Raw genomic sequence first — 25,794 nt, forward strand, 5'->3', positions numbered from 1 at the left:
ATCAGCCCCCGGGTTGCCGCAACAATTCGCAGGATGTTGAACATTGACCGCCCTCAATCCATGAGGTTAACGTGTGCATTGCACCGAGCACCGCATAGCGGCCGCTGGCGTTCGGGAGTGAGGTCACCAACGACAATTTGCGACCAATAAAAATATCAGGACAGAACAGACATGAAATGCTCAGCCCAACATTGGTAAAAATGGGATATCCGATTAATCCGTGGTCGGGAGAAACGAACAATGCCGGCTCTTTTCGGGATACTCCCTTTGGCCAGATCGTCACCTTCTCCACGTTGATATCGATCTCGGCATCAACAGCCCGTGCCGCCTCGATCATCTGCTGCGTGATATCTCCCTGGAAATACGGATCGGGCAGCGTGCGTTTAACGCCCTGATTCTCATATTTCAGCCCCACCGATGATGCCATTGGCATCAAAATGTCATCGATCGAGACGGGGCCTTTCGCGCTGAATGGCGACACCTTTTTCGCCCGAAGATAAAACATCATGTTCGCCGTAATAATCAGCGGCACATCCGGCGCCTGGTTGTAATCCGCATATGCATCGCTGATAAACCCTTCGAAAATCAGGCGGTCAGCAGCCCATACGCGGATCCGATTAGGCTTGGCCCCATCAATCCAAATCCCTTTGTAGCTCAGCGCCGCCATCTGCTGGGCCACGAGCCCCCACAGATAAAGGGTAATTTGCGTGCCGGCAATCCCGCCATACGCCGCCAGGCTTATATAGCAGCGCGCATTCTTGACGGTAAGCACGTTACCCCGATCGTCAAACGTTCGCCCCTCTGCCAGGGTAAACTCCACCCTGATATCCCGTTGTTGATAGCTCACGGCATTTCCTCCGGCGCAAGGTAGTAAAGTTTGAAACGCTCACCCAGGCCGGACCATTCAGGATCTGCGTTTCCCGCCAGGTCAGCGAAAAATAATTCGCCGGCGAATGGCAGATAGCCGTAACGCACGATCTTGTTGCCGTTCAGGCACAACACCCCCTGCAGGCAGGGAGTGCCGTTAACGGTAAGATCGATATATAGCCCCGTGGTACGCTGTGCCAAACGAATTTCACAGGCCTGATTATTCAGGGAGACGGTAAACCGTTGAGATTTTAGGGGCTTGAGTACAATTTCCAGCATCAGGTTAAACTCCCCGCCAATTGCTTAACCGCCGCATCCAACTTTTGCGTCGCGCTTACGGTGACCTCTCCGAGAGGTTTGGTCACATCCTCGACCGCTGACGAAACCTTGTCGGCAATGTTCCCAACCAATTCCGACGCCGAGCGCTGCACGCCGGAGATCGCTTTCTTCACATCAGAAAGGGTGGAACCACTCGTTGAAGAGGTAACGAGCTCCGTTTTGGCGCTCGCTCCCTGGGTGATTTGATTATTGGTAGTGTCGGCCTGCGATGTCTCGCTGCTGACGGTCACCTCGGCCACGTCCTGCACGTCCTGAAAAACCGCCGTTACCGTAAGCAACGTCGGGCCGCCGTCGCTTCGGATCCGATAATCGTATTTGGTCAGGTCATAAGACGAATAGGTTTTGTCGGGGGTTTCGATGTCATAAACCTCCGCCGTTGTTCGCATCGTCTCCAGGGTGGCCAGCACGTCCGAGCGGGATGTCAGCGTGAGATTGGTCAGGTTCGGAAGCCCGCCTGAAAACCCTGTCCAGCCCTCCACGGTAAACGTAATGTGTAATTCTGCCGGCCGCTGCACCTTGTTGAACGACGTGTAACCACCTCGCTCGATCGGCGCCGTGGTGATCGACGCTTCGCCCCCCACTTCGATAACGACAAATGACGTTGGCGAAAAGGGCTTCGTGCCAACACTGGCGCCGGAGGCATAATAAATTCCGTATCCCGGTGCCAGCACGCTGTTAACGACAGACAGCAGGCCACCGCCCCGCACAGCATTCAGTACAGTCGCCTGATTCAGGGAAAACCTCATGTCGATACTCCCGATGCATACGCGCCCACAAGGCTGGAGCGATTAATTTTTTGCCTTGCGTCGTCGATGATCCCTTTCGTGCTGTCCGCTGGCGAATTCACCTGCAGAGTGCCGATATGGGTTGTTTCAGTGATCGTGGATTGCGAACCGCCGACCGGCTGGCGCGCCTGCGCCGCCATGCCTGCGCCCGGCTGAGGCAAATTCGACAACACCTTCGGCACGTATTCCCGCGTTTCCTGCGGGGCCGCGCCGAGCCCTTTGCGCTCAACATTACCCTGGCCCCAGTTATACGCCGCCAGCGCCTTACCCAGATCACCATCGAACATTTTCAGCAGCTGCGACATGTAGCGCGCTGCGGCATGGGCTGATTTCTCCGGATCAAAAACGTCATCGCCGACCAGCCCGAAGTCCTTCGCCGTGCCTGGCATGAACTGAAACGGCCCTTTGGCGCCCGCTTTCGATACAGCCTGAGTATCGCCGCCTGACTCCGTGATCACCATGCTGCGCAGCAGCCCGACAGGGAGCCCGAACGTTTCCTCCAGCTTGCTGAGTTTCGGCTGCAGCCACGCCAGCATTTCCTCACCGGCCTTTGTTGGCTGTGGGCGGCGTACAGATTGAGCAAACTGCGTCGGAGCCTGGTCTTGCCCGTAACCATCACCACGCGGAAGATTGATCCCGAATGTATCTTTAACCCAATCGTGAGCGGATTTTCCCCATCCCTCTACCTTGTCACTGAATGGCAGATTGTTCAGGGCATCCGCAACGGGGTTATTTTTCAGCGCAGGGTATTTTTCCTCGAGGGGTTTGATGACAAACTCCTCAAGCGCCACCAGAGCTGCAATAAGGCCGGCAGGCCCCATCAGCGCCCCGCTGAGCCCTTTAAACAGGGAAAGCAGCTTGCCACCCACCGATGCGCTAACCAGCAGCAGAATGGCGTTCTGCCAGCCTCCTACCGCCTTGGCGGCTTCACCGGCGACACCAACAATGTTCGACAGAACATCGAACACGCCCTGCACCGCGGCTTTGATTTCATCCGGGTGCTGCGCCATCCAGTTCGCCAGATCATTCAGCCACGCGTTGAACTGTTTGATGTAAGGCAGCAGCGCGTTAAAGAGGATGTATCCCGTTTTCTCAAAGGCCTGGCTGATCTCTGCCCACTGCTGGCGAAACTTCCGCGCCGCTGCGATTGACTGATCGTCAACGCCTGAGCGCGCTGTAAATCGGTCAACATCGCGCAACGCATGGCCAGAGCCGAACCATTGCTGCGCGGCGTAGCCATAGCCCAGCTCACTGCCATAGGCCTGCTGCTGATCCTTATTCAGGTTTGGAAACGCGGCTGCCAATTTGCGGACAATATCTTCAGTCCCATCCCGGCCCAGATCGATATTGGCGCCCGCCTGGTTAGCGGCCAGTAGCAGGCTTTGAAGTTGAGGATCCAGCCCAAGGCCAGATTTTAAGCGTGCCTTTGCATCGTTGATGCGAGAGAACGCGCCCACGATCTCGTTGGCACTGACACCGAACGCCTCGCCCGCCTTGGTCCAGCCATCCAGCGATTTGGCCGACATGCCAAAGGCATCGGCCGCCGTCGCCAATTGGTTCAGGTTACTGGTGAACCCGGTAACAAAGCTTTTGAGGCCGCCCAGCGACAACGTGACGCCGGCCAGCGCCAGCACCTGGGCGCGAATACTGGAAAAGAACGACGCCGCTTTTTTGCCGCTGGCTTCCATGTCTTTGGCGGTTTTGTCGGCATTTTTCCCGGTTTTATCCAGCGCCTCGCTGCTTTTCTTCTCGCCGGTGTCGAACGCCTGCGCAACGTTCTCCATGACCGCTGTAAGACGGTCAAGCCCTGCCACTACCGCCTGCTCGCCAGCGCTGAAGTTTTTGTCGTCAATACCCAGGGCGAGGACGAGCTCGTCAAGTACTATTGCCACTATTTCCCCTCCTGCATTACGCGTGCGTTATGGGCGTCCACCTGGATGATTTCCAACAAATCCCACAGGTCCTGCACACCAAGCACCGCATCCAGCTCAGCCTTGGAGGCTTTGCCGGCGGAAATCACGGTGGCGATGGTGTGCGGGACGTTGGTGTAATCGACAAGCCCAAACGGCCTGTCAGGATTGGCAAAACGAGGCGGGATATCTAGCGGCCGGCGGTAGCGAAAAAATCCACGTGCAGTTTGAACACCTCCGCGCGCAGGTTAAGGCGTGTGGCCACTTCATCGATATCGGCTTCAATCAAGGGGCGGACCACGGTTTTATCCGCTGGATTCGGCACGGCCTGAACACAGGTCATCAACTCATCAAGCAGCGGTTTGGCCTCATCCGGGGGGATCTTCGAAATCGCCTTTAAACCCTCAACAGCCATCGCCGCGATCCCCATGCTGCGTAAATTATCGGGGATCTCGACGCCGCCGCGCCCCATCGCCATGAGCGCCCGCAAAGCCCACCATTCAGCCTGTGACGCCGACATTTCCTTGATGTAGAAAACCTTGCCCTGATCGCGCCCGGCGGCGTCGATAGTGATAAACGTCTCTTTACGTGCCATCAGTTAAACGCCTCCGGAGTGATGGATTCCCATTCGATGATCGCCTGGCTGGCCTGCAGAATGCGGCCGGCATCCGGTAGCGCCTTCCACTGCTTCAGCACGCCGTTCACGCATTTATATTTGCGCTTGAGCGCCGGCAAGATAACCGTTGCATTGCAGCGGAACACCGCCACGCTGGCGCGCGATGTGGTCGCCCAGGTATCGAACACGTCCCGACTTTCCGAATCCGGCATAATGTAGATCGTCTGGTTGATGTTGCCGTAAATGAAGCCGGCCGATAACTTGCCGTCGGCGCCGCGCACCGTTTCCGCCAGGCTCAGCGCGTCGGTCCCGTAGATATTATCCGCAGCGAAGCCCTGCAGCTGCACACCTGACGGGTACAGGTTCATTACCGACAGCGTAATGATGGCGTCGGCAGAAGTGATGGTGTTGGACATTATTGAACCTCCGTCGATGCAATATTCAATTTCTGGATGCTGCCGCCGTCGCTGTACCACAACGCGCAGTTCGGGCTGGTGCGACCTGGTCGAAGGGCCGGCAGCATTTCACCGACATAGAGGTAGTACCCCGTCGCGAAAATTGTCGCCGACACGTCTTCCCCAACTGCGTTGCTGATCTCCAGTTTTTGCGCCGCGGACAGTGTCACCCCGGCACGAATGCCGCCCCATGTTTTAAACTGCTCGATCACATCGGTCATCGAGGTTGCAACCAGCGCGCGCCCGGCGTTGTTGTAAGGGATCGTCTTGTTGGATTTGAACAGCGCCAGCACCGCGCCCTGCAGGTTGGCGTTCAGCCAAATTTGCCCGGCGAAGCTGTCCAGCCATTTGAAATCGCCGGTGATCGAGCCATCTGCCCAATAATCCTCGACGATGTTATTGGCGGCGTACTTGCCGTAGAAGTTATAGCCATTGGCGATCAGCACGTCGTACTCATCCCCGCTGGTCACATCGGCCGCCAGCCCGTTGTATTCGCGGAATTTGAACGGCACGCGCCCTTCTGTGCGGGTAAAGTCCAGCGCAGCGGCATATCCCAATACGGATGCAGGTTTTTTCACGTCAGTGCAGAACACCGGCACGACACTCCCGTAATTATTCACGGTGATGATCTTGTACGCGATGTGATCCTGATTACCCGTAATTCGGGCTTTTTCGTTGGTGGTCCACGCCACATAGAAAAAGCGCTCCTCCTGCGCGCTGGCCCATGCGGACAACGCCAGGTGTTCATCATCCTTGCACTCGAAAACGGTCGAGAATGAAGCCCACTGCTGCGACTTGGCGATGATTGCCGTGAACAGCGCGGGAACCACTGCCGCCGGCGCCCCCTGGGAGATCTTGGCGCCGAGATCGCTGGTCATCTTCATGGGTGCCGCTGCGGTGCCGGTCGCATACGCGATAGTCGTCGCTTCCGGCTTGGCGCCGGCAGCAGTGATGATGAAGGCATTGTGCGTGGTGTCATATACCACCGTCGCCACGGCGGCCGTCAATGAGGTTTGCAACGCGGCGGCCGCCTCCGCAAAACTGGTTACCGCGCTGAAATTGACTTCCGCACTGGCATTCTTCCCGCTGATGCCGATCGTGAGCGTACCGGAGATTTTTTTCAGCTCCTCGACCGTCACCCCTTTGAACGATCCGCTGCGCAACCATGCGGCCGCCGGCGCGCGGTTGAATCGGGCGAACAGCAACGCCCCCGGAGATTTTGTCGCGTTGTTGTAGCCCTGAAAATACATGGATGCCATAACGTATTCGTCAGAGTCACCACCGAAATAATCGGCCACGCTCGAGGGTGACGAAAACGACACTACATCGCCGACTGGCGCATAAGGGCTGTCGGTTAAAAGCAGGCCGTTGAGGTCGACCGCATTACCCACGGCGGATAGCACGCCCGGTTTGATTTTTACGTCTTTACTGATTGGAATTGCCATCGATGGACTCCGTTGTGGTCGTTTTGATGGTCACGTTGTCGAAGAACGCCAGAGGCGCACTGACCACCGGTTTGATTTGCGCGATGAATTCCAGCGTCCAGCGCGGTTCGTATTGCCACTCGCCGTTAATCATCGTGGTCTGACGGGGATCGCTACAGTAGAGCGGCGTTAAGACGCCCCCGGAGCAACGAAAAGCGGAGGTGCCAAACTCCGAGCGGATCAGCGTGGCGAACATCAGGGAATTTCGCTCCGCGCTGTCGCCAAAGAAATCAAGCTGACATTCCCAGCGCGTGGTGCGCGTGATGTGTTGCGTACCCATTCCGGCCGCCGGTGGCGGCGTGTACTTCACCACCGCCGTAGACAAACCGGCGGAATTCAGCGAAGTCATCGCGATAAATTCTCCCTGTGGCATCGGCACCCCGTTTTGCTGAGTGCGCTCGATCTGCGCATCAACAAAAAGCCCCTGGAGAAAATCGCCAAGGGCTTTATAGAGATCGCTTTCAGTGATCGAGAGCGTTACGTTTGCAGACATGCAACAACCCTCGTCCAATCCGGCCAGTTCTCCGGCACCGCCACCACAAGCCACGTTTCGCCCGCGATGACGAATTTGTCACCGCCGACCTGCTTCGGTCGGCTCACACCGCACCAGTTCCCGTTCGTATAGATGGACGTGAACACCCCCTGAATATTCAGGTTGTCCAGGTGGCGGATATCGCCCTGGGTAACCGCCTGTTTTTGTACCATCATCGGAATGGGCGCGTCATAGGCCGGCGACCGGGAATAATCCTCACGTTTTTCAGCACCGAGCGACCGATAAATCTGCGCCTCAACGAAGGGATTAACTGCGCCGACGGCGCGCGAAACAATACCGTGCAAATTCACTCATCACCTCCATCAACGGCATAGTCGATGCTGTTCTGCATGTGGCCAGTGTCGACCAGCGGCTTATCGAACCCTTTGCGCTTAATGGTCGATTCCGCCAACGGCGGAGAGTTGAGCTCCCGGATAGAGTCCTGCAGCTGGCTTTTTATCCGCTCCCCCATCAATCCAAGCGCTAACCGCGCTTCATAATTTGATGAACGGATAAGCTGCGAAAACTCACCGGGCCACTGCGCACTGTTGGCTGAAATCATGTTGCGGAAAAAAGGCCGCGGCAGCTGAAAATAGGACTCCCCGGCCTTGGTCATCACCATTTTTCCGAACTCGTTCGCGGCGGCCACCAGCGCAACCGGGGTCCCGTCTTCATAGGTCGCATCGGCCAAAAAACCCACCTTGAGGCTCTTATCCGAAGACAGGCCGTCGGCAATTTGCGCCAGGCGCGCTTTAAACGCGGCACCGCCGCGAACACTGGCACCCATTTAGCGCCCCCGCCTGACCGGCCGATAGTAGTGATCTGGATAGCGCGATGGCGATGAGCCCGGGTGATAAACCATCGTCCTGTAGGGCGCGGTCGCTTGCCAATAATCCGCGCCATAGGGAGTCTGCAGATACCACCATGACTGATCGTTACTGCCGGCGCTGTCCACCGATACAGAAACCGATCCCTCTGAGGCACTGGTAATGCGGCCAACAAGGCCGCTTCCCTGACCGCCCGACTGTCCTGAACCAAATCCGCGCAACGCACAGAGATGAGCAACAAGCAGGAAAAATAACTGCTCGCGCTCTTTCAGATCCTGCACTTTGCTTTCATCGGTATTATCGAGGTAGAGGGTCGAGGCCTGATTGAACAGCGCCTCGAGCAGGTCATCACTTGGCGCCGATCCGCATCCCGTTGCAAACGCCGGGTAAAGCGCCCGAAATGCCTTGATGTTGAAAACCACGGCGCCCATGCATTACTCCTTCTTATTCATCGCTTCATCATCACGCTTGATCCCCGGCGCCGGGTTGTTCTGCGGCAATGGGTCAAGGCCTGACTTCAACTTTTCCTGCTCTTTGGCCTGCGCACGGGCGCTGTTGCCATTGTCCTGGGCGAAGATCACACCGTTTTTTACATACGGTTGATCTTTGTGGATCTTCAACCAGGCATCCCACAGTTCCTTATCGACCGGTGTGAGGCCATAGCCGCCGATAATGCGCACATCTTCGCCGCGGTAACCCGCGACCGCCTGCTGATGGCCGTCGACTTCCAACACCAAACCGTTCGGCAATTTGCAGCCAACTGTTACTTGCTCTACCATCTTTTAAACCCCCAACATTTGTACGTAAGCCAGCGGTTGGCGAATGATCGCCCCCCAGGTACCGGCGGATTTTTTCTGGTGCCAGGCTGAAGACTCCGTCACCACGGCGTGCGCGCGCATTTTCTCGGTGAACGCACAGTAACCGGTGTCGTTCTCCCCCAGACGCTCGGCAATCAGCTGAATCACTTCACCCGCGTCGCTGGAATACTCCACCGCCGTTTCGATGGTCATACCCGGGAAGTTTTTCTGCAGCAGGTCTGCAACGTTGACCTTGTATTGGTTGGTCTTCGTCAGGTTGGCTTCCGACAACGGAGACATATTCAGCTTCATCTTGTCGGTTCGCTCGACATGCCCTTTGGTCTGACTGACGAGCTGCTTGTACAGCTTGACGATGTCGTTATAAATCGCCTCGGCGTCCTTATCGTCCCATTTCAACTTACCGCCGACGTCAATCGGGGTAATCGGCGCCGACAGCGATGGATCGTTCAGCAGGCCGTAGTTCTGCAAGCCCTCGATGCCGTAGAAGTAGGATTTATTCTGGAACTTGTTCAGCACCAGGGCAGACGCGACATTCAACTCCGCCGCCCAGCCGATGCGCGCTGCGCCGTACATATCCAGTTCGCGTTCACCCCAGCGGGTGTGCGTCTGGTAGTGGTAGCTCTGGCGCGGCACCCAGTTTGCGTTCGCGGTTACCATGCCGTTGTTGTTGTAGTCGCCGTAAGAGCTGGTGTCACCGGCTGATTCCACGATCGGGAATTGAGTGGTCAGCGTCGTCCAGTCACCCTTTTTGGTTTCGCCCAGGATTTGGGCCGCTTTCATCGGTGTCACCAGCACACGAATTAATTCTGGATCAACGTAGTTGGTGAAATAGGCCGGCACGCCGGAGTTTGAGACCGTTACCAGATTAGGCTGCGCATCCATCGCCAGCGCGAAATCGCTCGCATACTCCGGCGGCAGGTAAGCCTGCGCGCCCGGCAGGATGATGCCGTAATCGCGGCTGGCGGTAGCGTAATGCTGCTTAAATTTATTCATCACTTGCTCCAGGTGCTGATTTTGATACGTTCTTTGGCCGCCGCGGCGCTGGCCACCGAGAATGCCGTTTCCGCAAAGCCTTCAATGGTCGCGCCGGCGGCACCGGTAGCAATCTCGCCGGTGGTCAGTGACGCAAACACTTTTTGGCCGACAGTGGCCGCTGTCGTGGTAACCGCCCAGTAATCACCGCCGGTGTGCAGCGTGCACTCTCGCCCCGGCTGGATCACGTTAGACGCCGCGCCCAGCCATTCAACGATTGACGCCTGGCCATCGCGAGGAACAAACCCCGACGGCGCGCCAGTGCCTTTGTTCGATGCCACGCCCTTCACCACCCAGGCAAATCGCCCAATGGTTAACCCGTCGGCACCGGTGACCAATGCCCCCTCACCGGCCACATAGCTGGTGTATGGGTTGTTACTGGCAAAAGCCCCCTCAATACCCGGAGCCGGGTATTGGTTAATGCTCGTCTGAAATCTTGACATGTTAATAACCTTTTTTAAGTTTGCTGGCGGTAGGGAAATCGGCAGCAAAAGACGATGCAGCCGCGGAGTCATGCGCCAGTTTCGGCGCCTTGACGGCCTGTTTTTGCTCTACGGCATACTTCACCATGCTGCGGTAAGCGCTTGGATGTACGTCGGTGATATCGATCCCGGCCTGTTCGAGAGCAGTGCGGTAAACCTCCTCGGCGGAGTCCATCGCCACCACGTCACCAATCAGAGGGCGCACCTCACTTTCAGCGGTGCGAACCGCCTGGAAGTTTTTCGCCGCCACCTTGGTGGCGTTGTCAGCCGCCAGCCTGATAGCAGCGTCCATCGCCGGTTTGCTGACCATATCGGGATTCGGTTTTACCGGGTCTTTTGCTGGATCGTCCGGGGTGTCATCCGCCGCCGGCATCAGTACCGCTTTGATTTTTTCCAGCACTTCCTCCGGCACTTTGTCGGACAACAGCGCCAGGATGCTTTCCAGTGGGTTTTCGGTATCAAACGCTGGTCCGTTCTCTTCCGGCTCGACCACCTCTTCAGCTGCCTCCATCAGTTCGGCAAGCTCGGCCGGCTCGATTTCCATATCCTGCGCCAGGCGGCCGGAAAACGCGGATTTGACCGCATTCGCGATCGCGTTGGGGCGTTTATGCTGGCCCACCAATTGCGTGAGGTCTTTCGGCGAGGCGTCTTGCGCCAGGCGAGGTTTGAGATAGGCGCCCAGCGCTGCGCGCATGGCGACACCCTTACGATTTAATTTCATGTTTTGTAACTCCTTCGGGAGGCAATCAAATACCAGCACATCGGATCCGGCCCGGCCGTCACCGACCAGCGCCACGTGGTTACCGACGATATCCCGCATCACGCCGTCAAATTTGACGCCATCCGGGGTAACGCCTGGGGTCATGTCAGCGACGTACGCATACGACGATGACAGTTCTCGTTGCTCGTCGGTCTCGATACCGGCGATGGCGGAGTTGTCCCAAATCGACAATCCGTTTGTTAGGTAGGTGCCATCAAAATCACTGTTGGCGTGCGTTGTCCCCACCCGAAGCTCACGCGCGGGCGCGCCTGGGTAATCAGGCTTGTGTCGGCAAAGGATGGGGATGTTATTGAAGGTTTTCGCTGCCTTGCGCAGCTCGTCGGGGTCGCGGTACAGCATGTACAGCCGGTCGGGCTCAAGTCCTAGCGCCTCGGAATTCGGGATTTCTCGCCCGTAATAGCCGCACACGTTGGCCTTGCTGATGTTGCTGCGTTCGACCTGCAGCCGTCCGACCTTATCAATTTGCCGCACCGAACCCCGGTCAAATGCCAGTCGTTCAGTCGTCATTCATTACTCCAGTCCCGGTAAAATCGCCTCCCATCCACACCTGCAACGTATTTTTTGCCCTGGCATGATCCATTCGCCATCGATAAACATGCCTTTGTCCAGATCGAACTCTTTGCCGTCGGCTTTCACATGGGAGATGCGCGGCTCTTTCCCTGCGTGGGAATGGCGCCAGCGCCCCCGGCGGATGCCAAGCGCACGCTGGCGCGCCGACTGCATGGCAGACGTTGCCTTGTTGTTCTGATCCAGCGCGATAAAAGCCGCCCGGCGCCGGGTGACGCCATAGCGCTGTTGCAGCTCTTTTGTCAGGGTGCCGAGATCACGCCCGCGAGATACCGACTGCATTACCAGCGTTTCGACCTGCGTGAGGTATTGCTGCGGAATGGAGCGGATCAGATTGACGTTCTCGGTGATGGTCGCCTGCAGTGCGTTGTTCATTTCCGCCGTCATTTTGAAGGGCACCGTGAAACCGGCCTGCTGCAATGCAGTGGAAAGCGACGCATCGCTATTCTTCATCACATCAGAAGCGAAACGCTCAGCCAGTTTCCCGGCCAGCACATCGAATTTTTTTCGCCAGCGCCGCGACAATTTGCGCATGGCATCACGCATCATGATCGCCGGTGAGGCATCCTGCGCCAGCCCGGTCTGCCGGTATTCGGCGCGCAGCCAATAGAGCGTGCTGTTGTGCAGCTCCTGCACCGCCCTATCCAGCTGCCGCCGGTACCAGGCCTCAATCCCCGCGTTGGGTCGGATCTGACGGAGGGTCTTTTTCCGACGCGCTTTCCTCGAGGTTGAAGTTTTCGTCGTCTTCGTCGTCGTCAATCTCAATCTCCCCGCTTAAATCCAGACCGCTGTAGGGGCTGTTCGGATCCGAGGCCAATTTTTCGCGCACCTCGTTATTCGTCACCGCGCCGATACTCTCGTAAATCTGGTCCGTCTCCGCTTCTGTTTTGCGGATGGCGGCCTGCTGTTCACGCGTCATTTCGTGCAGGGATTCAAATTCAAAGGTGATATCCGGATCGATGTCGCCAAACTCCGAAAGCTGGATAATGTCCATCACGCGCTTTATCGGGTGCTTGAGCAATCTGGACGCGCCGGCCGCTATCGTGTCGTAGAACACCTTGATCTCGCCCTCGCTCGAGGCATTCAACCCCGTGGGGCTCAGGCCTGCGAACTTCACCGACGGGATCGCACTGACAAAGAACATGTGCTCTTGTGCCTGCGCCTGCAGCGTGTCCAGCCCACTCAGTGGCGTGTTGAACTGGAAGAACTCCTCCTGTTGCTTGTCCAGAATCAACAAGCCGCGCGTGTCCCGCGTGCGGTTATACAGCTCCGCGCGCTTGGCATAGTTGGGATCGTTCTTTCCGCTTAACGCATTCCCCATGTTCGTGAGGATGCCGCTCAAGGAGAAGGAATGAAGCACATCACCCACGCTATCGCGGGTACGCAGCCAATTATTGACGTAGGGCTCGGCGATTTGTGTCAGCGACAAGCCACCGAAGTTATAGGCCGGCTTCAACATGTCAGGCACCGGCCGGGAAATCAGATCCAACATGCGGCTGGCGTGCACGGTCTTACCCATCACGAACCACTCCGCAGGCTTGTAGAAATCATCGCTCAGCGGATTATCGGCGTTGTAGATGCCTGGGTAGGTCCATACCGGCTCAATCACGCGAAAGCCCACCAGCGAGCCAGGCGTGATTTTTTTGTTGGACAGGAACAGCCGGGATTGCAGCTCCTCCGGATCCGTCCATGCGGACAAACCGCGCGGGGAACGCACATCGATGTATATCTGGCCGCGGCCGAAAAATCCGTCGTGCTCAATAGCCAGGCGGAAAATATCCTGCACCTTGTAGCGCTCCATCGCCTTAACGAGCAACGCGATGCGGTCACCCTTACTTTCATCCCCGTCACTGGCCGCTTTAACCTTGATCCATTTGCGGGTCATTTCCTCGGCGATCACGCTCACCATCCGGCGATATTCCGGCAGTTGGGCGAGTTGCGCCAAATAGGGGTAGCCAGGGAAGCCGCCGAAAACGTAATCGGGGTAGCTGCCGTTCAGTGAATCGTATGGCGTAGCATCCATCGCAAGAATTCCACTGCGGATATCGTCAGGGATAACACCGGCCGGCGGTTCGTACTTCTCGAACTCACGCCGCTTTTTGTGTCCGACCTCGGCGAGCATCTCGTCGCTGATCGCAATCCCTGGCGATTTTGGCGCCTCCTGCACTAGCGGCGCCTCGCCACTCGTTTTTTTTCGCTTAAAGGGCCACATCAAATACTCTCCAAAAAGTCGTCGGAAATGAGCATTGGCATTTCCATTGGGGCGTAGGCGATCATTGCCGAGTCGGCGAGGTTCGGTGATTTGGTGCCGTCAGGTTTTTTATCAACCACGATTTTCCCCACACCATTCACCGTGTAAGTGGGCTGGGATAATTCAATAACCAGCTTGTCCTTTTTTTTCATCGTCCCAGAGATGGAAATAATTTCGTCAGGATCAAACTCCATCCCTTCAGTCACTGCGCGGTAGGTTTTTTGGAACCGGGTACGCAGTGACCACCACCCCTGTGCTTTGGCATTGGCGAAAAAGTCCTTGTTAAGGCGGGCTGGCCTTCCGTTATCGCCACGAACGGCCTCGCCTTCGGGATCGAATACCGCGCCGCTACCGCGGAATGGGACAGCGACAATTGTCGGTATGTCCTCAGCTTCACGGTTTTCGTTTATTACCCGTGCGTCGCCGCGCGCCCCGGCCCCCAGACCGTCTGAGTCAAACCTGAAGTGATCAAGCAGTTGCTGATCGCAAATGTTAAAAGCTTTCTGAACGGTTCCAAAAATGTCGTCGCCCTTCCCCGACCACTCGTCGATATCCTCCAGGAGGAAACCGTGGCGGGACGTAAAGGCGTTGGTGTCCTTGCCCTCATCGGCAACATCCAGCGCCCCCATGCGCACGCCCGTTGGCTCGATGCCAAGCGCGATGTGAGCGTCGATCGCCGCCTGCACCCATGCAGACGGGATCAGCACGCCCTCGACGGATGCGCTGTAGTTGATGTCGATTTCTTGTGCCACGGTGACCGCGTCGAGTTCCTCTACCTGCTTGTCGTACCAAGCCTGGTCTTTGCGAGGGTCATCACGCCAGTGGAACGTAAACACGTCGATCTTGCCGCTATGACGGCGCTCAGCGAAGGAGTTGGCCATGCCGTTCGGCGTTGAAATGTCCTGCCGGCAGTTGGTGGTGGCAGATAGCGAAGCATCAACCAGATAAGGCCGCTCCAGGAACGCGGATTCGTCCACGATGTAGAAACTGGTGCGGTCACCACGCCCAATGCCGTCGCCGGCCTCACCGGTCATTGCTGATTCGGTTTCCGGGAACAGAATTCGCATGTGCGGCGCGTGCTGTTTGGCACTCCAGCCTCCACGAAACTCTACCGGCAACAGGCTAATGAAGTTACGGGCTTTGTCGAACAGCGACTTCGGTGAGCCGATTTTATCGACGTATTCTTCTTTGCGAGAGCCGAAGCCGGCAAAGACACCATGATTGAACAGGCAGAGCGACGACGCCATCCCTACCGTCAGCCACGACATGCCCATGTCGCGGGTTTTCTCCGTGATGCCGGGTTTTGATGCCCGCCAGTGCTCTACAAACCACTGGATCCACTCCTCCTGCTTTGGGAACAGCAGAAATGGGATACGCGCCGGTAAGCCACGCTCGACGTTGCGCGGGTCAACCGTCATTCCCCAATCAATGATGAACTGGGCCGGGTTGTCCTTATAAAAGGCCTTCATGATTGGGAGTGATTCAGGATTAGCCCTGATACGCTGCAGGCGCTCCATCCGCCATTCGAACACCTGGGTGTAATCTGGTTTTTTGAAGTTGAACGGGAATGGAATGGGCATAACGTGATCCATGTACCTTGTACTTCATTGACTAAAACAACATATTAATTGTTCTTAATAATCAGTGGAGGATGTATGTTACCGAATGTTAGTGTCAGACTTCTGGAATTAACCCGTGACCTTAATAATCAGGTTAAAATTGCAGCTATTTACGCTCTTGGAGAGGGTGGTGTTGCACTGCCAGCCATTACCGAAAGATTGTTAGAACTGAGTAATGATTTAAACACTGATGTAAAAATAGCGGCTACGAAAGCCTTGGGTCGCATGTCTCGCCCTGGGGCATAAAGTTAATATTATGGATAATGCCGCCAATGTGATGGCGGCTTTACCTCATCAGCTTACGATAGGCCTCTGCAGCTTCTTCCGGCGTCAGGTTGACGCTTTCCGTTTTTACAGGGCCTCCATCCGGGCCACTGAGCTCAGTCTTGTTTCTCACCATGCCCAGGTGCTGCGCCACCATCTTCAGCGCGTCATCCTGATTACGGGTGATCACCTCAATCCCGAACTTGCCTTCTTTGATGCCAGCGAAGAGCCGCCGGGCGGCACCGGTCAAATCTCGGGAGTCGTGGAAGTGTGCGCGGCCAACGCCAGCGCCATTGCACCGGGGGCATTCAGGATTGGGATCCAGCATCGCATCAAAGCCGTAACCACCTCTGTCGGATGGCTCAGGCTTATTTGCGGCTTTAGCCTTCACCGATGCCTCCTCGTGCTCCACCGCATCCATCCACTGATACTGGTGGCCGAAGCCCCAGCAATAACGGCAGCATAACCGGCGGTACTCAGTGATCTGGTTGACGTCGGCCGTGGCGATGTCCCACCACATTCTCAGGACAGCATCCTGCGTTATCTGGGTGCGACGTTCGCGAGCAGCCAGCGCGTCGCTGATTGCCCTGTTCACCTTAGCGTTTCTATACATGCGGCTAGCGCTGACATATGCCGTGTTGCCTTCGCCCTTCCCACCCGCGCGTTTGTATGCCGCCGTCCTGTTCAGATCGATGAGGTACTCATTCACGAAACGCCACTGCATATCGTTTAACCCGTATTTGCGCGGGTCTAGGCCTGGCGTATCGTCATCCCCATAATCGGCATAAGGATTGATGTCATTATCCGGGGCGACTGCTTCTATGTTGGCTTTGGGACTAGTACGCACCTTTCCATTATGCGTACCGCTTTTGCGTACCTGCGTACCTTTTTGCGTACCGCTCTTTCCCTTGCGTACCCAGCCATGCTTTTTGGCGCGCTTCCTGATTGCCCCCTCACTGAGGCCGTATATCTCTGCCAAGTCGCGGAGAGAAAGTTGACCGGCACAGTAATCGCGCTCGAGGCAGCTTTCTTCCGGTTGTGACATAACGTTCTCCGTGAATAAAAAAGCCACGAGTAACCATGATCTGAGTGATCGGAGGGTATCGCCTGTGGCTTTGCTTGCGCATTAGAGAGAGAATGCAAATGACTGTCTATGATGCACACCTAAGTAGATGTAGTTATCAACCAAATCAAAGGAAAAGATTATGGGAAACATTACTATTCATGCACATTTAGTTAATGGCGATTTAATGCCGTTATTCTCTGAGGCTAAGAGTTCCAAGCAGTTAGTTGTTGCTTTCACTGGTGATGATACCGGTGCACCGCCTCAATCTTTGAGCATCATTGTTCGAACAACGTCAGGTAAAAAAATCGAGATCAACGTTCCGTATGATGAGACTGCTGATGCTCGCGTCAAAATAGATAACGAAGTAATTTAGCTTATACCATGCCCATCTCAGAAATCTTTAATCTACGTCTGATGATGGGCAATAAGCAATCATCCAGATGGATGCTGTATTCATAACACTTTAAGTGCCGAACATAATTGCGATATATTTCTAGAAAGCAATATCTTTTCCCCGCCTGTTTTTATGTATTCTCTAATACCTCTGTTAAATTTGAGCCACAGTTCTTCTTCCTGGGTATCTGAATACAAGTATCCACACATAATCCATGCTTTTGATGCCTCATCAAATGCAATTTTTAGCGCCTGCTTCTTAAAATATATCTCAGACTCGTCACCAATTCTATTTGCAACTTGAGGATACGATTTTAACCTTTCTCGAGCGATATTCACATTGTGATAAGACCAAGATTCAGGCATAGAATCAAGTGAGTAGCGAAGCTCCAAAACAGTTCGTTTGAACTCCATCTTTAGTTTCAATCTCTCTTGTTCACGCCAAGAGTCAAGAGCGATATAAGCCATACCTAGAGTTGCCAAGGAAATAAAAACGCTAAAAATGGTAGCAGCCATAGTCCACCAAGCCCACTGAGCCGAATCCTTAGCAGCTAGCATGGTCTCATAATTGATTAAATCAGTATCCATTTTAACCTCGCAATTTTGACGAGGTGATTTTAGTTACCGTCTCTCCGGCTGTCACACCGTTTCTTCTAGCACGGCTGATGTTTCCGCTATGACCGCCCCCTAGCTCGCGGGGTATTAACCGTTTTTGATTTCTCCCGCTCGCTCACAGTGAGGAGCCCGGTCGTGGCTAAAGCAGGAGAACGGCAACGGCTCGGCACTTTGTTAATTTTACCTTTTCGGTAAGCCGGCCCGCCAGGCGTTCAGTGTGGCAATTCTGCCGGCACAAATTTTCAGTGAGGTTTGTAGCGCCAGCGTATAGCCGACGGCGTCGCCCCATGTGTCACCGGCCATTTCTGGCTGCTCACATAGAGTGAATACAGATTCAGGGGGAAGGAGGATTAACGGCGCCGGGGGTTGTTCCGGTGTCCGGGCGCAAGAGCTCAAGCACGGCGGCAGGCAGAGGCTGAGCAGCACAGGCATCATTCTGGATTGCTTCACGATATTTCCTCTGGTAGTTTTCGCCCTGCTGGCGCAGCTGCTGCTCTCTCCGTTGCTGTTCGGCCATCATTGCGCGATTACGGGCGTCATCCGCGCGCAGTGTGGTGATCAGTCCTGTCTGCTGCGCCAGCGTCTTTTTCTGCTCTGCAACCTGTTGGCGTGCCAGCTCCAACCGGTGCGACAACAGCGAGCTGTAACCACCCAGGCATATGGCCGTCACCAGCAGGAGCAACATTCCCCCGCCGGCCAGTTTTGAGATCCAGCCGCTCATTTGTCCAATCCCCAGCAAGCCAGTTCGGCTTCCTGATCGCGCCGTACGATCTGCCCGTAGCAGTTATTCGAGCGGATGCGGCAATCTCGGCCAGAGTCGTATATCCAGCGGCGGATTTCGCGGCAGGCGCCAATGCGGTCGCCGGCGTTCAACTTTTTGTAAAAGGTGGAAGTGAAGCACTTTCCGGGGCCGATGTTCCACGGACAGAACGAGGCGATCCCGACTTTTTGCGGTTCGGTCAGCGTTACCTTGACGTTGCGGTCTACCCAGTCGAGCGCCTTTTTCTGCTCTGCTGCGTCAATCTGCTTGCACTGCTCGGCGGTCAGGCGCTGACCCTTCACAACCTTCTGGCCGTTGACCATCGTCACACCGCCGCAAATTGTCCAGATGCCGACACCGTCCTGGTATGCAGTCAGGCGCTGACCTTCTTTTTCTTCCTGAAACTGCGACATCATGACCGGGGCCGATGCGCCAGCAGCAATCAACGCCAGCATAGCGGCGCTGAGTTTGGTTTTTATCGAAGCCACTACTCGCCCCCTAACAGGTCAACGTCCCGCGCGCTGATGTTCTTATTTGAGCGGTCAATGAGGTACATTTTCAGTAACCTTTCTCGCCGGCACCTGAACCAAATACCCACGATGCACCCAATAACGGAACTGAGGATGCCGACAAAAATGCCGATCACCATCCACTCACTGGGCGAAAAATAATTTATTGCCCCGAGCAGCAGGCCAACCAACCAGCCGCCATGCGTGGCGCTATCTGCGATTTTTTCCGGCATGGATCTCATCCTTCCCCCTCGCCGGGGCATGCCCCGATCATCGGGTGATAAAAGCGAAAAACCGCCGGGAGGCGGTCGCTATGGTGATTCAGGTTTGGGATATGGCTTCGGGCTGAACAGCTTCGTGTTTAGCCGCCGGCGCGCCCGCTTGTTCAGAAAGCGGATATACCTGAACTGATTAAATGTGTGGGCGGTGGCGCGGTGTGCGTTCGTCTGCAAGAATTTTCCACGGGCGCCAGCCTTGCGCCCTTTCGTCGTCATGGCAATCTTGTGATACCACTCTCCGTCGAGCTCGTAGAACGTCGTTTGATGGCTGCCAACGTAATCGAAATTGCTCGCCTGATACACGACGCCGAACCGGCCGCACCGCTCGTCTGCAAACGTCTGCACCCAATCCACAGCGGGATAGAGCAACTTGATAGTTTTCAGCGCATAGCTGATTGCGCGCGATTCGGTGTTGCGCGGCATCCGGTCATGCACCCAGAGCCGGTTTAACTCCATATATTCGCGGTTGCCGGTGCCATTCACGACGCGCGCGCCGCTGCTCGGGTTCATTGCGTAGCCCCACTGCATGACGCCCATCAGTTCGCGGCCGTCGAAAATCCCAAGGTGCAGATAGGAGTTGTTCACTACGCGCTTGCTGTAGTGAAAATGGCTGATCACCAGGCGGGCAAGCCAAACGGGGATCGTTGCGACGTGGAGATCGTCACATCCATAACCGACGGTTTCGCCGGCATAGACGATCGGCGCGGGCTTTCCGCTGGTGCGTGACACAACAGAATTTGAATGATTTTTCAATGTCTCGGCACTCCAATAGGCGGGTGTGCTCGTGACTGTTGACGCGGGCATACAGCCCCGGAGAGCGGCAACTCGCCGGGGCGCCCATCTAAGCATACGTGTAGAAAAGAACTAAATTCTGATATAAATAATTATCTTAACGCAATGGGGATAAGCTAAATTTAAATATTAATCCCTTTTATCTTCCCTATCTACTAAAGATATCTTTCCCCATTCATTTTTAATAACAGAATAAATACATGACTTAAGTTCGTTTGTATGAACTCCAAGCTCATCAAAATCTATTCCCTCACTATAAACCTTCTCTTCCAACAAGAAGCTCCTAAGTTTTTTGAGAGCCGCACTCACTTTCTTGGTTCTCTCTTCCCCAGGATTTAACAACAACTCAATTTTCGACATTAGTAATCCAAGCTCGCTCATTGCAAGCCTATGTTCGTCGAATAGCTTCTTATAATGGGTAGTTTCGCTACCATTATCCAACAGCTCTGTAGCCATCCCATTAATACAGTTAGTTACACCAGTTACTACACCAATGAATTTCGCTGTGGATTCTCTAAGGTCGTTAATCCAAACTTGACGAGATGCAGATACTATTTGTTTGGTAATTGTTATGCTGGATAATTTTTCTTGGTGTAATCGTTCCTCTCGAATGTTTTTTGCATTCGCGCGCATCGCCCAGATGGCAACACCAGCGGGAATGAGACCAGCAAATAAACCTGATAAAAAGGTGTCAACCGCAAAATCAGTTTTCACAATTATATTCGGAAGATGACTAACACTTAAAAATGCTTGCTGTAAGGGTTCTTCGCCCAAAAATTTAAAAGGAATACCTTGCCAATCCATGATGCCCTCCATTTTAAAGAAGGCTATTTTAGCAAAAAACCCGCTCAATGGCGGGTTTCTTTTGAATTTGTCGCTGCGGATATAACTTCGCGAAGCTTATCCCAATTTAATCATTTTTCGCGCAAAGTCAACGCCAAAATCGCTCGCCATTCAACTCAAATGCATCACTCATCGGGCGATAAAGCATGTATTCCGCCGTTTTCACCCACACCGCGATGCGCGTCTCGCAGGTGCGCATGCACCAATCAGGGCGGTAATCATGCAGATCCGCGGCCATCTCCTTCAGGCTCTTTCCTTTACCGATATAGCGCTGCTGAATGATAAATTTCAGTCCTGGGTAATCCAGCAGAACGCCCCCGATCACCCGATCCATAATCGCCGCCTCGGAATCAGTGCAAAATGCCAGGCTGCTTTTTTGCTTCCCCTCCAGAATGTCGAGCAGGTACTGGCGCAATTCTTCCTGCTCACATCCCGCCTTTTTCAACTGATTGAGCGCCTGGGTGATCGCCGCTTTTGTCACCTTGTTGCTCGTCAGTAGTCGGTTGAACATGTTGCCGGCCCTGCCGAAACTTTCCATCCCTGACCACCGGCCCCACATTTTCAGCCGCCCTTGTATCCAAACGCGCTCCAGTGCACGCAAATGCAGTTCTTTGCCGTCGCCTTTACCGATGTTGTCGGGGTAGATCATAGCTTTCCTTCCTTTCTCAAAATTTCTTGCGTGCGCATGACGCCTTCGGCGTGCATCAGTCGGGCGTCGTTCGCGTCGATAAAGCGCGTGCGGCGATCTACTTCATCGTGGCAGGCGCTGCAGGCCCAAGCGGCCTGTGTGTCGTCTGGTTTTATTGCCGTGCCGCAGGTTCCGGCCAACCGGTAATGCGCCAACACAGTGGTTTCTGGGTTGAAGTTGCAGACGCCGGGGATCCGCACCTGGCATTCTCGACCGCGAGCCTCTTTGGTTAATTTGCTCACGACGTGTACCCCATCAGCTGGGCGGCCGCGTTTTCTGCAGACTGTTGATCGGGGAAAGTGCGAAACAGGATGTAGTTCCAGAGCACATCAAGGACGGCTTTATAAAATTCGCCGAATTCGATGTCGTCCATTTTGGCGAACGAGATCGACTTTGGCTCATTACGAGTGGTTCCGTCAGGCATGATGAATTTGGTGTAGAAGCCCGCCTGAATAGTTACCCATGCCCGGAAAGCTTCGAATGACTTTGCGGCGCTGATATTCCCGGCTCGCTTTTCTGCTATATCCGCAAGATATTCATCGGCGGCGGCCTGCAACGCATCTTCACCGCCGGCGTAATATGCGAGGAATTTTACATACCCATTTACAAGCGCTTTGTCTGCGGGGGATATGGCGCCACCAGTCGGCTGCCAATAGTCGAAGCCGAGATTAAGCAACGAGAACAACTTGCGGTGAAATGCCGGGTTTCTGGCCTGTTTGAAATCGGCGTATAAAACAGAGCCGACTTTTTTGGATCGCAGAAAATCTCTGGCATCCCTGGTTGCGGGTACCAGCAGATCACCTGCTGCTTTGATGTACGAATACTGCGCCATTGAATGTTCTCCAGTAGCGCAGCAGTTGTTCAGAAATTGAATAGGCCGGGTGTTCAATCCGACCCATTAATTATAGCTTAATCCCGTCTGGTGACACAATCGAATAACCTGCGGATTTTGCTAAATCAATCAACGCGTTAAATGATGCAACGTGTTCATTATTGTATACGTTACGAATGCTCTTCACGCTACCGTTTTCACAGCGAATAATGACTCGTCCTGTGTATGGTAAATTATCGATAGCATCTTGTTTCGTAATCATTTTTGTTTCTCCCCTGGCACAACCAATTCACAGGAGAAGTATGTCACAAAAACACTGTATATAAACACAGGCATTTTTTGTGCGATAGAAGAGCAAGAATGCCAGCGTTGGCAGGAACGGCAAAAGTAGACTAGCCGGCACCCGGTCTCTGAATGGATATGGAAAACAAAAAACACCATATATACGCAAAAAGAGAAAAACAAACACAACATATAGAAAATCATTGCATCACATCTTTTGCGTGGTAGTATTTGAACACACCGAGGAGAGTTGAATTCAACAAAAAGTGTTGAATTAGAGAACTGATAGGAGTATAACTAACACTAGAATTATGAGAGGGTGTGATTATGGTTACTAGCTTTGGTAAATATCTCAGGAAGTTGAGGATAGACCGGGGTATGGTACTGAAAAATATGGCCGATTTGGTTGGTGTGAGTTCTGCCTACCTTTCTGCTATTGAATTAGGTAAACGAGCTATCCCCGAAGCTTTCGTTAATAACATAGCAACTGCGTTCAGCATAAATGGTACTGATTACTCTGAGCTGTGCAGATTAGCTCAACTGTCTCAGCCCACGCTCAAAGTTGATATGAGCGATGCGGAAGAGCAAAACAAAGAGGTTCTTCTTGCTTTCGCTCGAAAGTTCAAGGACCTAAACCCTGAACAATTGGATAAGCTGAATAAAATGCTGAAGGACTGACTATGGTACCGAAACGAGAACTTGGCCATCGCGTTTCCCCACTGAGCAATGAAAAAATTAAGTATTATGCTCAACAACTTAGGGATGCATTAGAACTCAACAATAGCCGTTACATGAGGCTTGATGTCTTGTTAGAAGGACTTGCTGCAACAGACTCGATCATGTTGGAAATTGTTGAAGACCGCGAGCTTCAAGGCCGCTATGCTTTGACATACCCTGATCGCAATAAGATTGTGTTACGGCAATCGGTTTATGATGGCCTTTGTGAAGGAGAACACCACTCCCGCTTCACAGTTGCGCATGAGCTAGGTCATTTGATTATGCATAGGAATCAAATGGCCTATGCACGAAGTAGCACAGCGGGAAAGCATAAGATCTACGAAGATAGTGAGTGGCAAGCTGATGTTTTTGCAAGCCATTTCCTCATAGATTCTCGATTGGTCGAACCCGGAAGTACAGCAGAAAAAATTAGCCATGATTTTGGCGTCAGTTTATCCGCAGCTACAACATGGCTTAGGAAAAACAGATGATCTCGATATGGAAAAAAGCCAGCGCATCGCTGTCGCTGGCTTTCTTTTGGTCGTACACGAATACGATAAACTTGGCGGTTATGAGTATACGTGTACCCAAAGTTTTGTCAACAGCGCAAACTTTTACAGGTATATTTATGAACATCAAAAACACCTCTTCTGAGGAATTTATCACTATCTTTCGTCCATTTATCACGGTGAAAGGTAAACGTATCTATGCTCATCAGAAGGGATTGACTGCATTCGCAATCAAAATTCCGGCATCAAAATACCGGCCCTAAACTGGCCATGGGTTGATTCCCTCTAAGCAAAGCTGGCCAAGGCCAGCTTTTATTCTAGGTGTTTACACCTTCTTGCTGTTTGTGCTGATCCACAAACATTCCTGTCGTACTTTCGTCCCACGGCCGGCGCTGATCCGAGAGTATTTTGTTTCCTTCCGCCAACCGGCCAGCAAATCGTTGTATAGCTCGCTGTCGTACCCGCTGATCATCACCATACCTGCCATCGTTACTGGCCACGGCGAGTAATTGTTCGTGATTTTCTGCGGTCATTTCGTGGTTGTAGTAGCGGTTTCCCTGCACGCGGCTTTCCGGCACCTACGGTGGGTCGATGTAGTGCAGCGTTGTCTCTGCGTCGTGAGCGCGCATCACTGCTATCGCATCTTTTTTGTTTTCTATGATGACGCCCTGCAGACGCTGGCAAACTGCTGACAAGTTCGCTGGATAGCGCGCCCATAAATGCGATGCGATGGCATATTCCCGTTTGCTATCAATGCGGAATCCTGACTGGCCGCCGATGCCAGCAGCGGAACCGAAACCCATACAGGCGCGAACAACCATTCGGCGGGCGCGCTCGACTGGATCGTTGATATGCTCACGGGCAAAGCAAAATTCATCGCGTGAGTACGGCGTCAACAGGCATGAGTCCTGCAGGCGCTGGTTCAGCACCGGGTCGCGCAGTACGCGGAACAGGTTGACTACCTCACCGTCTAGGTCATTATAAACCTCAGCATAACTGCGTGGCTTTTGCAGCAATACGCCAGCTGCGCCGCCAAACGGCTCCACGTAGCATGTGTGCGTCGGCATGTGCTCAATGATCCACGGCGCCAGACGGAATTTTGCTCCATGGTAACGGATTGCTGGGTGTTTGATATCAGTCACGCTCTACCTCCTGTCCAGCATGGCAGTAGTGCCATCCCTCCGCTCCGCAGCGAGGACATATGAATTTCTTACTTTCCGACTGCTTGATATGCGAAAATAATGAATCACGCGTATGGCTTTTTAGTGCCGCGGCAAACGTGGTATTCAGTGTTTCGGTATTGCATCCATCTACGGAGTACAGAACCAACTTTTTTGCCAGCCGTTCTTTTGCTTCCTGCAGCTGCATGCCCTGACATACTCGTTGGATGTATTCGGATATCTGGCCAATGGCTATTTCGGTTTGATTAAGCATTTTCGTCCCCCTGGATCGGCTTAATGGAGTCGAGTACCAGGCGTCGGCGCGTATGCTCCGCAAAATGGCGTTTGCCGGTGTCCTTTCGGTAATACTCGTTTTTCCCGACAACCCACATCGCGCTCGTTTCGTGCAGCTTCTTGCGCTTAGGTCCGTCTTTCGTGATAACCGTCCCGATGTGAGTTTTTACGATGCTCGCTTTCATGTCTTTATCCCGTCTTTACGCTCACGCCAGTAATTCAGGCGCGCTCTGAAATGTTCGCGGTATTGCCCCGGTGCTTCTTCAATCGCCACCAGCACTTTTGTGCGTGTGATTTTCCGTGCGTACAGGTCACGGATCAGGCCGCAGGCGCGCAGGTCGTACTGCTCCAGGTCTCGTTGTTCCTGCGTCCAGGCTCCTCGATTGAATGGCAGGCCGGACGGTAGATAGTCCGATTGCCCAGCCAT

37 protein-coding genes and 1 pseudogene are annotated in these 25,794 nt (G+C 54.0%); 4 read left to right on the forward strand and 34 right to left on the reverse strand.

What is annotated here, in order from left to right:
- Position 1: 1 nt before the first annotated feature.
- The 18 genes from ACJ8M3_RS08160 to ACJ8M3_RS08245 form a co-directional block, all read right to left on the reverse strand.
- On the reverse strand, positions 2 to 847 hold the full coding sequence (locus tag ACJ8M3_RS08160) for a baseplate hub protein (protein WP_038875720.1): 846 nt from the start codon (positions 845 to 847) through the stop codon (positions 2 to 4).
- Positions 844 to 1,146: a phage baseplate plug family protein gene (locus ACJ8M3_RS08165; protein ID WP_047730622.1), complete on the reverse strand. Its 303-nt coding sequence runs from the start codon at positions 1,144 to 1,146 to the stop codon at positions 844 to 846. Before ACJ8M3_RS08165 ends, ACJ8M3_RS08160 begins: the two co-directional genes overlap by 4 nt.
- A complete protein-coding gene (locus ACJ8M3_RS08170) occupies positions 1,146 to 1,952 on the reverse strand; it encodes a phage baseplate protein (RefSeq protein ID WP_047730621.1) in 807 nt (268 codons plus the stop codon). Before ACJ8M3_RS08170 ends, ACJ8M3_RS08165 begins: the two co-directional genes overlap by 1 nt.
- Positions 1,949 to 3,883 carry a transglycosylase SLT domain-containing protein gene (locus ACJ8M3_RS08175; RefSeq protein ID WP_308341383.1) on the reverse strand — a complete coding sequence of 645 codons (1,935 nt, stop codon included), beginning with the start codon at positions 3,881 to 3,883 and terminating at the stop codon, positions 1,949 to 1,951. Before ACJ8M3_RS08175 ends, ACJ8M3_RS08170 begins: the two co-directional genes overlap by 4 nt.
- Before the next feature lie 208 nt (positions 3,884 to 4,091).
- Positions 4,092 to 4,496 (reverse strand): hypothetical protein, encoded by a 405-nt coding sequence (locus tag ACJ8M3_RS08180; RefSeq protein ID WP_049194151.1) that lies wholly within the window; start codon positions 4,494 to 4,496, stop codon positions 4,092 to 4,094.
- A complete protein-coding gene (locus ACJ8M3_RS08185) occupies positions 4,496 to 4,933 on the reverse strand; it encodes a phage tail fiber protein (RefSeq protein ID WP_038875737.1) in 438 nt (145 codons plus the stop codon). The genes ACJ8M3_RS08180 and ACJ8M3_RS08185 overlap by 1 nt, the downstream gene beginning before the upstream one ends.
- The gene (locus ACJ8M3_RS08190) at positions 4,933 to 6,417 is read right to left on the reverse strand and encodes a DUF3383 domain-containing protein (RefSeq protein WP_442514644.1); all 1,485 of its coding nucleotides are present in this window, start codon (positions 6,415 to 6,417) and stop codon (positions 4,933 to 4,935) included. Before ACJ8M3_RS08190 ends, ACJ8M3_RS08185 begins: the two co-directional genes overlap by 1 nt.
- Positions 6,398 to 6,949, reverse strand: coding sequence for a phage neck terminator protein (locus tag ACJ8M3_RS08195; RefSeq protein ID WP_047730616.1), 552 nt, complete (start codon positions 6,947 to 6,949; stop codon positions 6,398 to 6,400). The genes ACJ8M3_RS08190 and ACJ8M3_RS08195 overlap by 20 nt, the downstream gene beginning before the upstream one ends.
- On the reverse strand, positions 6,934 to 7,299 hold the full coding sequence (locus ACJ8M3_RS08200) for a hypothetical protein (protein ID WP_308341381.1): 366 nt from the start codon (positions 7,297 to 7,299) through the stop codon (positions 6,934 to 6,936). Before ACJ8M3_RS08200 ends, ACJ8M3_RS08195 begins: the two co-directional genes overlap by 16 nt.
- On the reverse strand, positions 7,296 to 7,775 hold the full coding sequence (locus ACJ8M3_RS08205; RefSeq protein ID WP_308341380.1) for a hypothetical protein: 480 nt from the start codon (positions 7,773 to 7,775) through the stop codon (positions 7,296 to 7,298). The genes ACJ8M3_RS08200 and ACJ8M3_RS08205 overlap by 4 nt, the downstream gene beginning before the upstream one ends.
- Entirely contained in the window at positions 7,776 to 8,246 is a 471-nt protein-coding gene (locus tag ACJ8M3_RS08210; RefSeq protein ID WP_038875751.1) for a DUF4054 domain-containing protein, read from the reverse strand. It lies immediately after the preceding gene.
- Between the two features lie 3 nt (positions 8,247 to 8,249).
- On the reverse strand, positions 8,250 to 8,594 hold the full coding sequence (locus ACJ8M3_RS08215; protein ID WP_308341379.1) for a hypothetical protein: 345 nt from the start codon (positions 8,592 to 8,594) through the stop codon (positions 8,250 to 8,252).
- A 3-nt stretch (positions 8,595 to 8,597) separates the two neighbouring features.
- Positions 8,598 to 9,626 (reverse strand): major capsid family protein, encoded by a 1,029-nt coding sequence (locus ACJ8M3_RS08220; protein ID WP_308341378.1) that lies wholly within the window; start codon positions 9,624 to 9,626, stop codon positions 8,598 to 8,600.
- Complete coding sequence (locus ACJ8M3_RS08225; RefSeq protein WP_154746963.1) at positions 9,626 to 10,108, reverse strand: structural cement protein Gp24; 483 nt, start codon at positions 10,106 to 10,108, stop codon at positions 9,626 to 9,628. Before ACJ8M3_RS08225 ends, ACJ8M3_RS08220 begins: the two co-directional genes overlap by 1 nt.
- Before the next feature lies 1 nt (position 10,109).
- A complete protein-coding gene (locus tag ACJ8M3_RS08230) occupies positions 10,110 to 11,435 on the reverse strand; it encodes a DUF2213 domain-containing protein (protein WP_164120308.1) in 1,326 nt (441 codons plus the stop codon).
- Positions 11,436 to 11,438: 3 nt separating this feature from the next.
- Entirely contained in the window at positions 11,439 to 12,122 is a 684-nt protein-coding gene (locus ACJ8M3_RS08235) for a phage head morphogenesis protein (protein ID WP_038875869.1), read from the reverse strand.
- 40 nt (positions 12,123 to 12,162) lie between these two features.
- Entirely contained in the window at positions 12,163 to 13,707 is a 1,545-nt protein-coding gene (locus ACJ8M3_RS08240) for a DUF1073 domain-containing protein (protein ID WP_308341377.1), read from the reverse strand.
- Entirely contained in the window at positions 13,707 to 15,326 is a 1,620-nt protein-coding gene (locus tag ACJ8M3_RS08245) for a TerL protein (protein ID WP_350987595.1), read from the reverse strand. Before ACJ8M3_RS08245 ends, ACJ8M3_RS08240 begins: the two co-directional genes overlap by 1 nt.
- A gap of 75 nt (positions 15,327 to 15,401) precedes the next feature.
- Here ACJ8M3_RS08245 and ACJ8M3_RS08250 point away from each other — a divergent pair, with 75 nt between their 5' ends.
- Entirely contained in the window at positions 15,402 to 15,611 is a 210-nt protein-coding gene (locus ACJ8M3_RS08250) for a HEAT repeat domain-containing protein (protein WP_154746959.1), read from the forward strand.
- 40 nt (positions 15,612 to 15,651) lie between these two features.
- On the opposite strand, the gene ACJ8M3_RS08255 is transcribed toward ACJ8M3_RS08250, so the two are convergent.
- Entirely contained in the window at positions 15,652 to 16,674 is a 1,023-nt protein-coding gene (locus ACJ8M3_RS08255) for a terminase small subunit (RefSeq protein ID WP_308341374.1), read from the reverse strand.
- A gap of 160 nt (positions 16,675 to 16,834) precedes the next feature.
- Here ACJ8M3_RS08255 and ACJ8M3_RS08260 point away from each other — a divergent pair, with 160 nt between their 5' ends.
- Positions 16,835 to 17,068: a hypothetical protein gene (locus ACJ8M3_RS08260; RefSeq protein ID WP_308341373.1), complete on the forward strand. Its 234-nt coding sequence runs from the start codon at positions 16,835 to 16,837 to the stop codon at positions 17,066 to 17,068.
- An 80-nt stretch (positions 17,069 to 17,148) separates the two neighbouring features.
- Here the strand turns inward: ACJ8M3_RS08260 and ACJ8M3_RS08265 are convergent, their stop codons facing one another.
- From ACJ8M3_RS08265 to ACJ8M3_RS08315, 11 genes are all read right to left on the reverse strand, one after another.
- Positions 17,149 to 17,676 (reverse strand): hypothetical protein, encoded by a 528-nt coding sequence (locus ACJ8M3_RS08265; protein WP_308341372.1) that lies wholly within the window; start codon positions 17,674 to 17,676, stop codon positions 17,149 to 17,151.
- Positions 17,677 to 17,883: 207 nt separating this feature from the next.
- Positions 17,884 to 18,138, reverse strand: a complete 255-nt coding sequence (gene lysC, locus ACJ8M3_RS08270; protein WP_442514645.1) for an Rz1-like lysis system protein LysC — start codon at positions 18,136 to 18,138, stop codon at positions 17,884 to 17,886.
- On the reverse strand, positions 18,038 to 18,424 hold the full coding sequence (locus ACJ8M3_RS08275) for a hypothetical protein (protein WP_308341371.1): 387 nt from the start codon (positions 18,422 to 18,424) through the stop codon (positions 18,038 to 18,040). Before ACJ8M3_RS08275 ends, lysC begins: the two co-directional genes overlap by 101 nt.
- The gene (locus ACJ8M3_RS08280; RefSeq protein WP_308341370.1) at positions 18,421 to 18,951 is read right to left on the reverse strand and encodes a lysozyme; all 531 of its coding nucleotides are present in this window, start codon (positions 18,949 to 18,951) and stop codon (positions 18,421 to 18,423) included. Before ACJ8M3_RS08280 ends, ACJ8M3_RS08275 begins: the two co-directional genes overlap by 4 nt.
- Complete coding sequence (locus ACJ8M3_RS08285) at positions 18,951 to 19,205, reverse strand: phage holin (protein ID WP_197751875.1); 255 nt, start codon at positions 19,203 to 19,205, stop codon at positions 18,951 to 18,953. Before ACJ8M3_RS08285 ends, ACJ8M3_RS08280 begins: the two co-directional genes overlap by 1 nt.
- Before the next feature lie 78 nt (positions 19,206 to 19,283).
- Positions 19,284 to 20,003: a Mom family adenine methylcarbamoylation protein gene (locus ACJ8M3_RS08290; protein WP_308341368.1), complete on the reverse strand. Its 720-nt coding sequence runs from the start codon at positions 20,001 to 20,003 to the stop codon at positions 19,284 to 19,286.
- A gap of 168 nt (positions 20,004 to 20,171) precedes the next feature.
- The gene (locus ACJ8M3_RS08295) at positions 20,172 to 20,846 is read right to left on the reverse strand and encodes a hypothetical protein (RefSeq protein WP_288708402.1); all 675 of its coding nucleotides are present in this window, start codon (positions 20,844 to 20,846) and stop codon (positions 20,172 to 20,174) included.
- A 127-nt stretch (positions 20,847 to 20,973) separates the two neighbouring features.
- Positions 20,974 to 21,534 (reverse strand): DUF1133 family protein, encoded by a 561-nt coding sequence (locus tag ACJ8M3_RS08300; RefSeq protein WP_308341367.1) that lies wholly within the window; start codon positions 21,532 to 21,534, stop codon positions 20,974 to 20,976.
- Entirely contained in the window at positions 21,531 to 21,815 is a 285-nt protein-coding gene (locus ACJ8M3_RS08305) for a DUF1364 domain-containing protein (protein WP_182264679.1), read from the reverse strand. The genes ACJ8M3_RS08300 and ACJ8M3_RS08305 overlap by 4 nt, the downstream gene beginning before the upstream one ends.
- Positions 21,812 to 22,405, reverse strand: a complete 594-nt coding sequence (locus tag ACJ8M3_RS08310; RefSeq protein WP_164033936.1) for a DUF1367 family protein — start codon at positions 22,403 to 22,405, stop codon at positions 21,812 to 21,814. The genes ACJ8M3_RS08305 and ACJ8M3_RS08310 overlap by 4 nt, the downstream gene beginning before the upstream one ends.
- A gap of 70 nt (positions 22,406 to 22,475) precedes the next feature.
- Positions 22,476 to 22,667, reverse strand: a complete 192-nt coding sequence (locus ACJ8M3_RS08315) for a hypothetical protein (RefSeq protein ID WP_128144657.1) — start codon at positions 22,665 to 22,667, stop codon at positions 22,476 to 22,478.
- Between the two features lie 347 nt (positions 22,668 to 23,014).
- On the opposite strand from ACJ8M3_RS08315, the gene ACJ8M3_RS08320 reads away from it, so the two are divergent.
- Positions 23,015 to 23,365: a helix-turn-helix domain-containing protein gene (locus tag ACJ8M3_RS08320; protein ID WP_164033935.1), complete on the forward strand. Its 351-nt coding sequence runs from the start codon at positions 23,015 to 23,017 to the stop codon at positions 23,363 to 23,365.
- Between the two features lie 2 nt (positions 23,366 to 23,367).
- On the forward strand, positions 23,368 to 23,895 hold the full coding sequence (locus ACJ8M3_RS08325; protein WP_164120392.1) for an ImmA/IrrE family metallo-endopeptidase: 528 nt from the start codon (positions 23,368 to 23,370) through the stop codon (positions 23,893 to 23,895).
- Positions 23,896 to 24,238: 343 nt separating this feature from the next.
- On the opposite strand, the pseudogene ACJ8M3_RS08330 reads toward ACJ8M3_RS08325, so the two are convergent.
- The 4 genes and pseudogenes from ACJ8M3_RS08330 to ACJ8M3_RS08345 all read right to left on the reverse strand — a co-directional run bounded on the left by ACJ8M3_RS08330 (position 24,239) and on the right by ACJ8M3_RS08345 (position 25,794).
- Positions 24,239 to 25,055 (reverse strand): annotated as a pseudogene (locus tag ACJ8M3_RS08330) (DNA adenine methylase).
- The gene (locus ACJ8M3_RS08335; protein ID WP_239510620.1) at positions 25,048 to 25,347 is read right to left on the reverse strand and encodes a hypothetical protein; all 300 of its coding nucleotides are present in this window, start codon (positions 25,345 to 25,347) and stop codon (positions 25,048 to 25,050) included. The pseudogene ACJ8M3_RS08330 and the gene ACJ8M3_RS08335 overlap by 8 nt, the downstream one beginning before the upstream one ends.
- Positions 25,340 to 25,552: a hypothetical protein gene (locus ACJ8M3_RS08340; protein ID WP_164033934.1), complete on the reverse strand. Its 213-nt coding sequence runs from the start codon at positions 25,550 to 25,552 to the stop codon at positions 25,340 to 25,342. Before ACJ8M3_RS08340 ends, ACJ8M3_RS08335 begins: the two co-directional genes overlap by 8 nt.
- The gene (locus ACJ8M3_RS08345) at positions 25,549 to 25,794 is read right to left on the reverse strand and encodes a hypothetical protein (protein ID WP_164033933.1); all 246 of its coding nucleotides are present in this window, start codon (positions 25,792 to 25,794) and stop codon (positions 25,549 to 25,551) included. The genes ACJ8M3_RS08340 and ACJ8M3_RS08345 overlap by 4 nt, the downstream gene beginning before the upstream one ends.

Source organism: Serratia sp. CY55921 (assembly GCF_052167655.1).
GTDB lineage: Bacteria > Pseudomonadota > Gammaproteobacteria > Enterobacterales > Enterobacteriaceae > Serratia > Serratia ureilytica.

Excerpts from the sequence above, each read along its gene's own strand:
- ACJ8M3_RS08165 (WP_047730622.1), bottom strand. The coding sequence starts at position 1,146 with ATGCTGGAAATTGTACTCAAGCCCCTAAAATCTCAACGGTTTACCGTC.
- ACJ8M3_RS08170 (WP_047730621.1), bottom strand. The coding sequence starts at position 1,952 with ATGAGGTTTTCCCTGAATCAGGCGACTGTACTGAATGCTGTGCGGGGC.
- ACJ8M3_RS08180 (WP_049194151.1), bottom strand. The coding sequence starts at position 4,496 with ATGGCACGTAAAGAGACGTTTATCACTATCGACGCCGCCGGGCGCGAT.
- ACJ8M3_RS08185 (WP_038875737.1), bottom strand. The coding sequence starts at position 4,933 with ATGTCCAACACCATCACTTCTGCCGACGCCATCATTACGCTGTCGGTA.
- ACJ8M3_RS08190 (WP_442514644.1), bottom strand. The coding sequence starts at position 6,417 with ATGGCAATTCCAATCAGTAAAGACGTAAAAATCAAACCGGGCGTGCTA.
- ACJ8M3_RS08195 (WP_047730616.1), bottom strand. The coding sequence starts at position 6,949 with ATGTCTGCAAACGTAACGCTCTCGATCACTGAAAGCGATCTCTATAAA.
- ACJ8M3_RS08205 (WP_308341380.1), bottom strand. The coding sequence starts at position 7,775 with ATGGGTGCCAGTGTTCGCGGCGGTGCCGCGTTTAAAGCGCGCCTGGCG.
- ACJ8M3_RS08210 (WP_038875751.1), bottom strand. The coding sequence starts at position 8,246 with ATGGGCGCCGTGGTTTTCAACATCAAGGCATTTCGGGCGCTTTACCCG.
- ACJ8M3_RS08215 (WP_308341379.1), bottom strand. The coding sequence starts at position 8,594 with ATGGTAGAGCAAGTAACAGTTGGCTGCAAATTGCCGAACGGTTTGGTG.
- ACJ8M3_RS08220 (WP_308341378.1), bottom strand. The coding sequence starts at position 9,626 with ATGAATAAATTTAAGCAGCATTACGCTACCGCCAGCCGCGATTACGGC.
- ACJ8M3_RS08225 (WP_154746963.1), bottom strand. The coding sequence starts at position 10,108 with ATGTCAAGATTTCAGACGAGCATTAACCAATACCCGGCTCCGGGTATT.
- ACJ8M3_RS08230 (WP_164120308.1), bottom strand. The coding sequence starts at position 11,435 with ATGACGACTGAACGACTGGCATTTGACCGGGGTTCGGTGCGGCAAATT.
- ACJ8M3_RS08240 (WP_308341377.1), bottom strand. The coding sequence starts at position 13,707 with ATGTGGCCCTTTAAGCGAAAAAAAACGAGTGGCGAGGCGCCGCTAGTG.
- ACJ8M3_RS08245 (WP_350987595.1), bottom strand. The coding sequence starts at position 15,326 with ATGCCCATTCCATTCCCGTTCAACTTCAAAAAACCAGATTACACCCAG.
- ACJ8M3_RS08250 (WP_154746959.1), top strand. The coding sequence starts at position 15,402 with ATGTTACCGAATGTTAGTGTCAGACTTCTGGAATTAACCCGTGACCTT.
- ACJ8M3_RS08255 (WP_308341374.1), bottom strand. The coding sequence starts at position 16,674 with ATGTCACAACCGGAAGAAAGCTGCCTCGAGCGCGATTACTGTGCCGGT.
- ACJ8M3_RS08260 (WP_308341373.1), top strand. The coding sequence starts at position 16,835 with ATGGGAAACATTACTATTCATGCACATTTAGTTAATGGCGATTTAATG.
- ACJ8M3_RS08265 (WP_308341372.1), bottom strand. The coding sequence starts at position 17,676 with ATGGATACTGATTTAATCAATTATGAGACCATGCTAGCTGCTAAGGAT.
- lysC (WP_442514645.1), bottom strand. The coding sequence starts at position 18,138 with ATGATGCCTGTGCTGCTCAGCCTCTGCCTGCCGCCGTGCTTGAGCTCT.
- ACJ8M3_RS08275 (WP_308341371.1), bottom strand. The coding sequence starts at position 18,424 with ATGAGCGGCTGGATCTCAAAACTGGCCGGCGGGGGAATGTTGCTCCTG.
- ACJ8M3_RS08285 (WP_197751875.1), bottom strand. The coding sequence starts at position 19,205 with ATGCCGGAAAAAATCGCAGATAGCGCCACGCATGGCGGCTGGTTGGTT.
- ACJ8M3_RS08295 (WP_288708402.1), bottom strand. The coding sequence starts at position 20,846 with ATGGATTGGCAAGGTATTCCTTTTAAATTTTTGGGCGAAGAACCCTTA.
- ACJ8M3_RS08300 (WP_308341367.1), bottom strand. The coding sequence starts at position 21,534 with ATGATCTACCCCGACAACATCGGTAAAGGCGACGGCAAAGAACTGCAT.
- ACJ8M3_RS08310 (WP_164033936.1), bottom strand. The coding sequence starts at position 22,405 with ATGGCGCAGTATTCGTACATCAAAGCAGCAGGTGATCTGCTGGTACCC.
- ACJ8M3_RS08315 (WP_128144657.1), bottom strand. The coding sequence starts at position 22,667 with ATGATTACGAAACAAGATGCTATCGATAATTTACCATACACAGGACGA.
- ACJ8M3_RS08320 (WP_164033935.1), top strand. The coding sequence starts at position 23,015 with ATGGTTACTAGCTTTGGTAAATATCTCAGGAAGTTGAGGATAGACCGG.
- ACJ8M3_RS08325 (WP_164120392.1), top strand. The coding sequence starts at position 23,368 with ATGGTACCGAAACGAGAACTTGGCCATCGCGTTTCCCCACTGAGCAAT.
- ACJ8M3_RS08335 (WP_239510620.1), bottom strand. The coding sequence starts at position 25,347 with ATGCTTAATCAAACCGAAATAGCCATTGGCCAGATATCCGAATACATC.
- ACJ8M3_RS08340 (WP_164033934.1), bottom strand. The coding sequence starts at position 25,552 with ATGAAAGCGAGCATCGTAAAAACTCACATCGGGACGGTTATCACGAAA.
- ACJ8M3_RS08345 (WP_164033933.1), bottom strand. The coding sequence starts at position 25,794 with ATGGCTGGGCAATCGGACTATCTACCGTCCGGCCTGCCATTCAATCGA.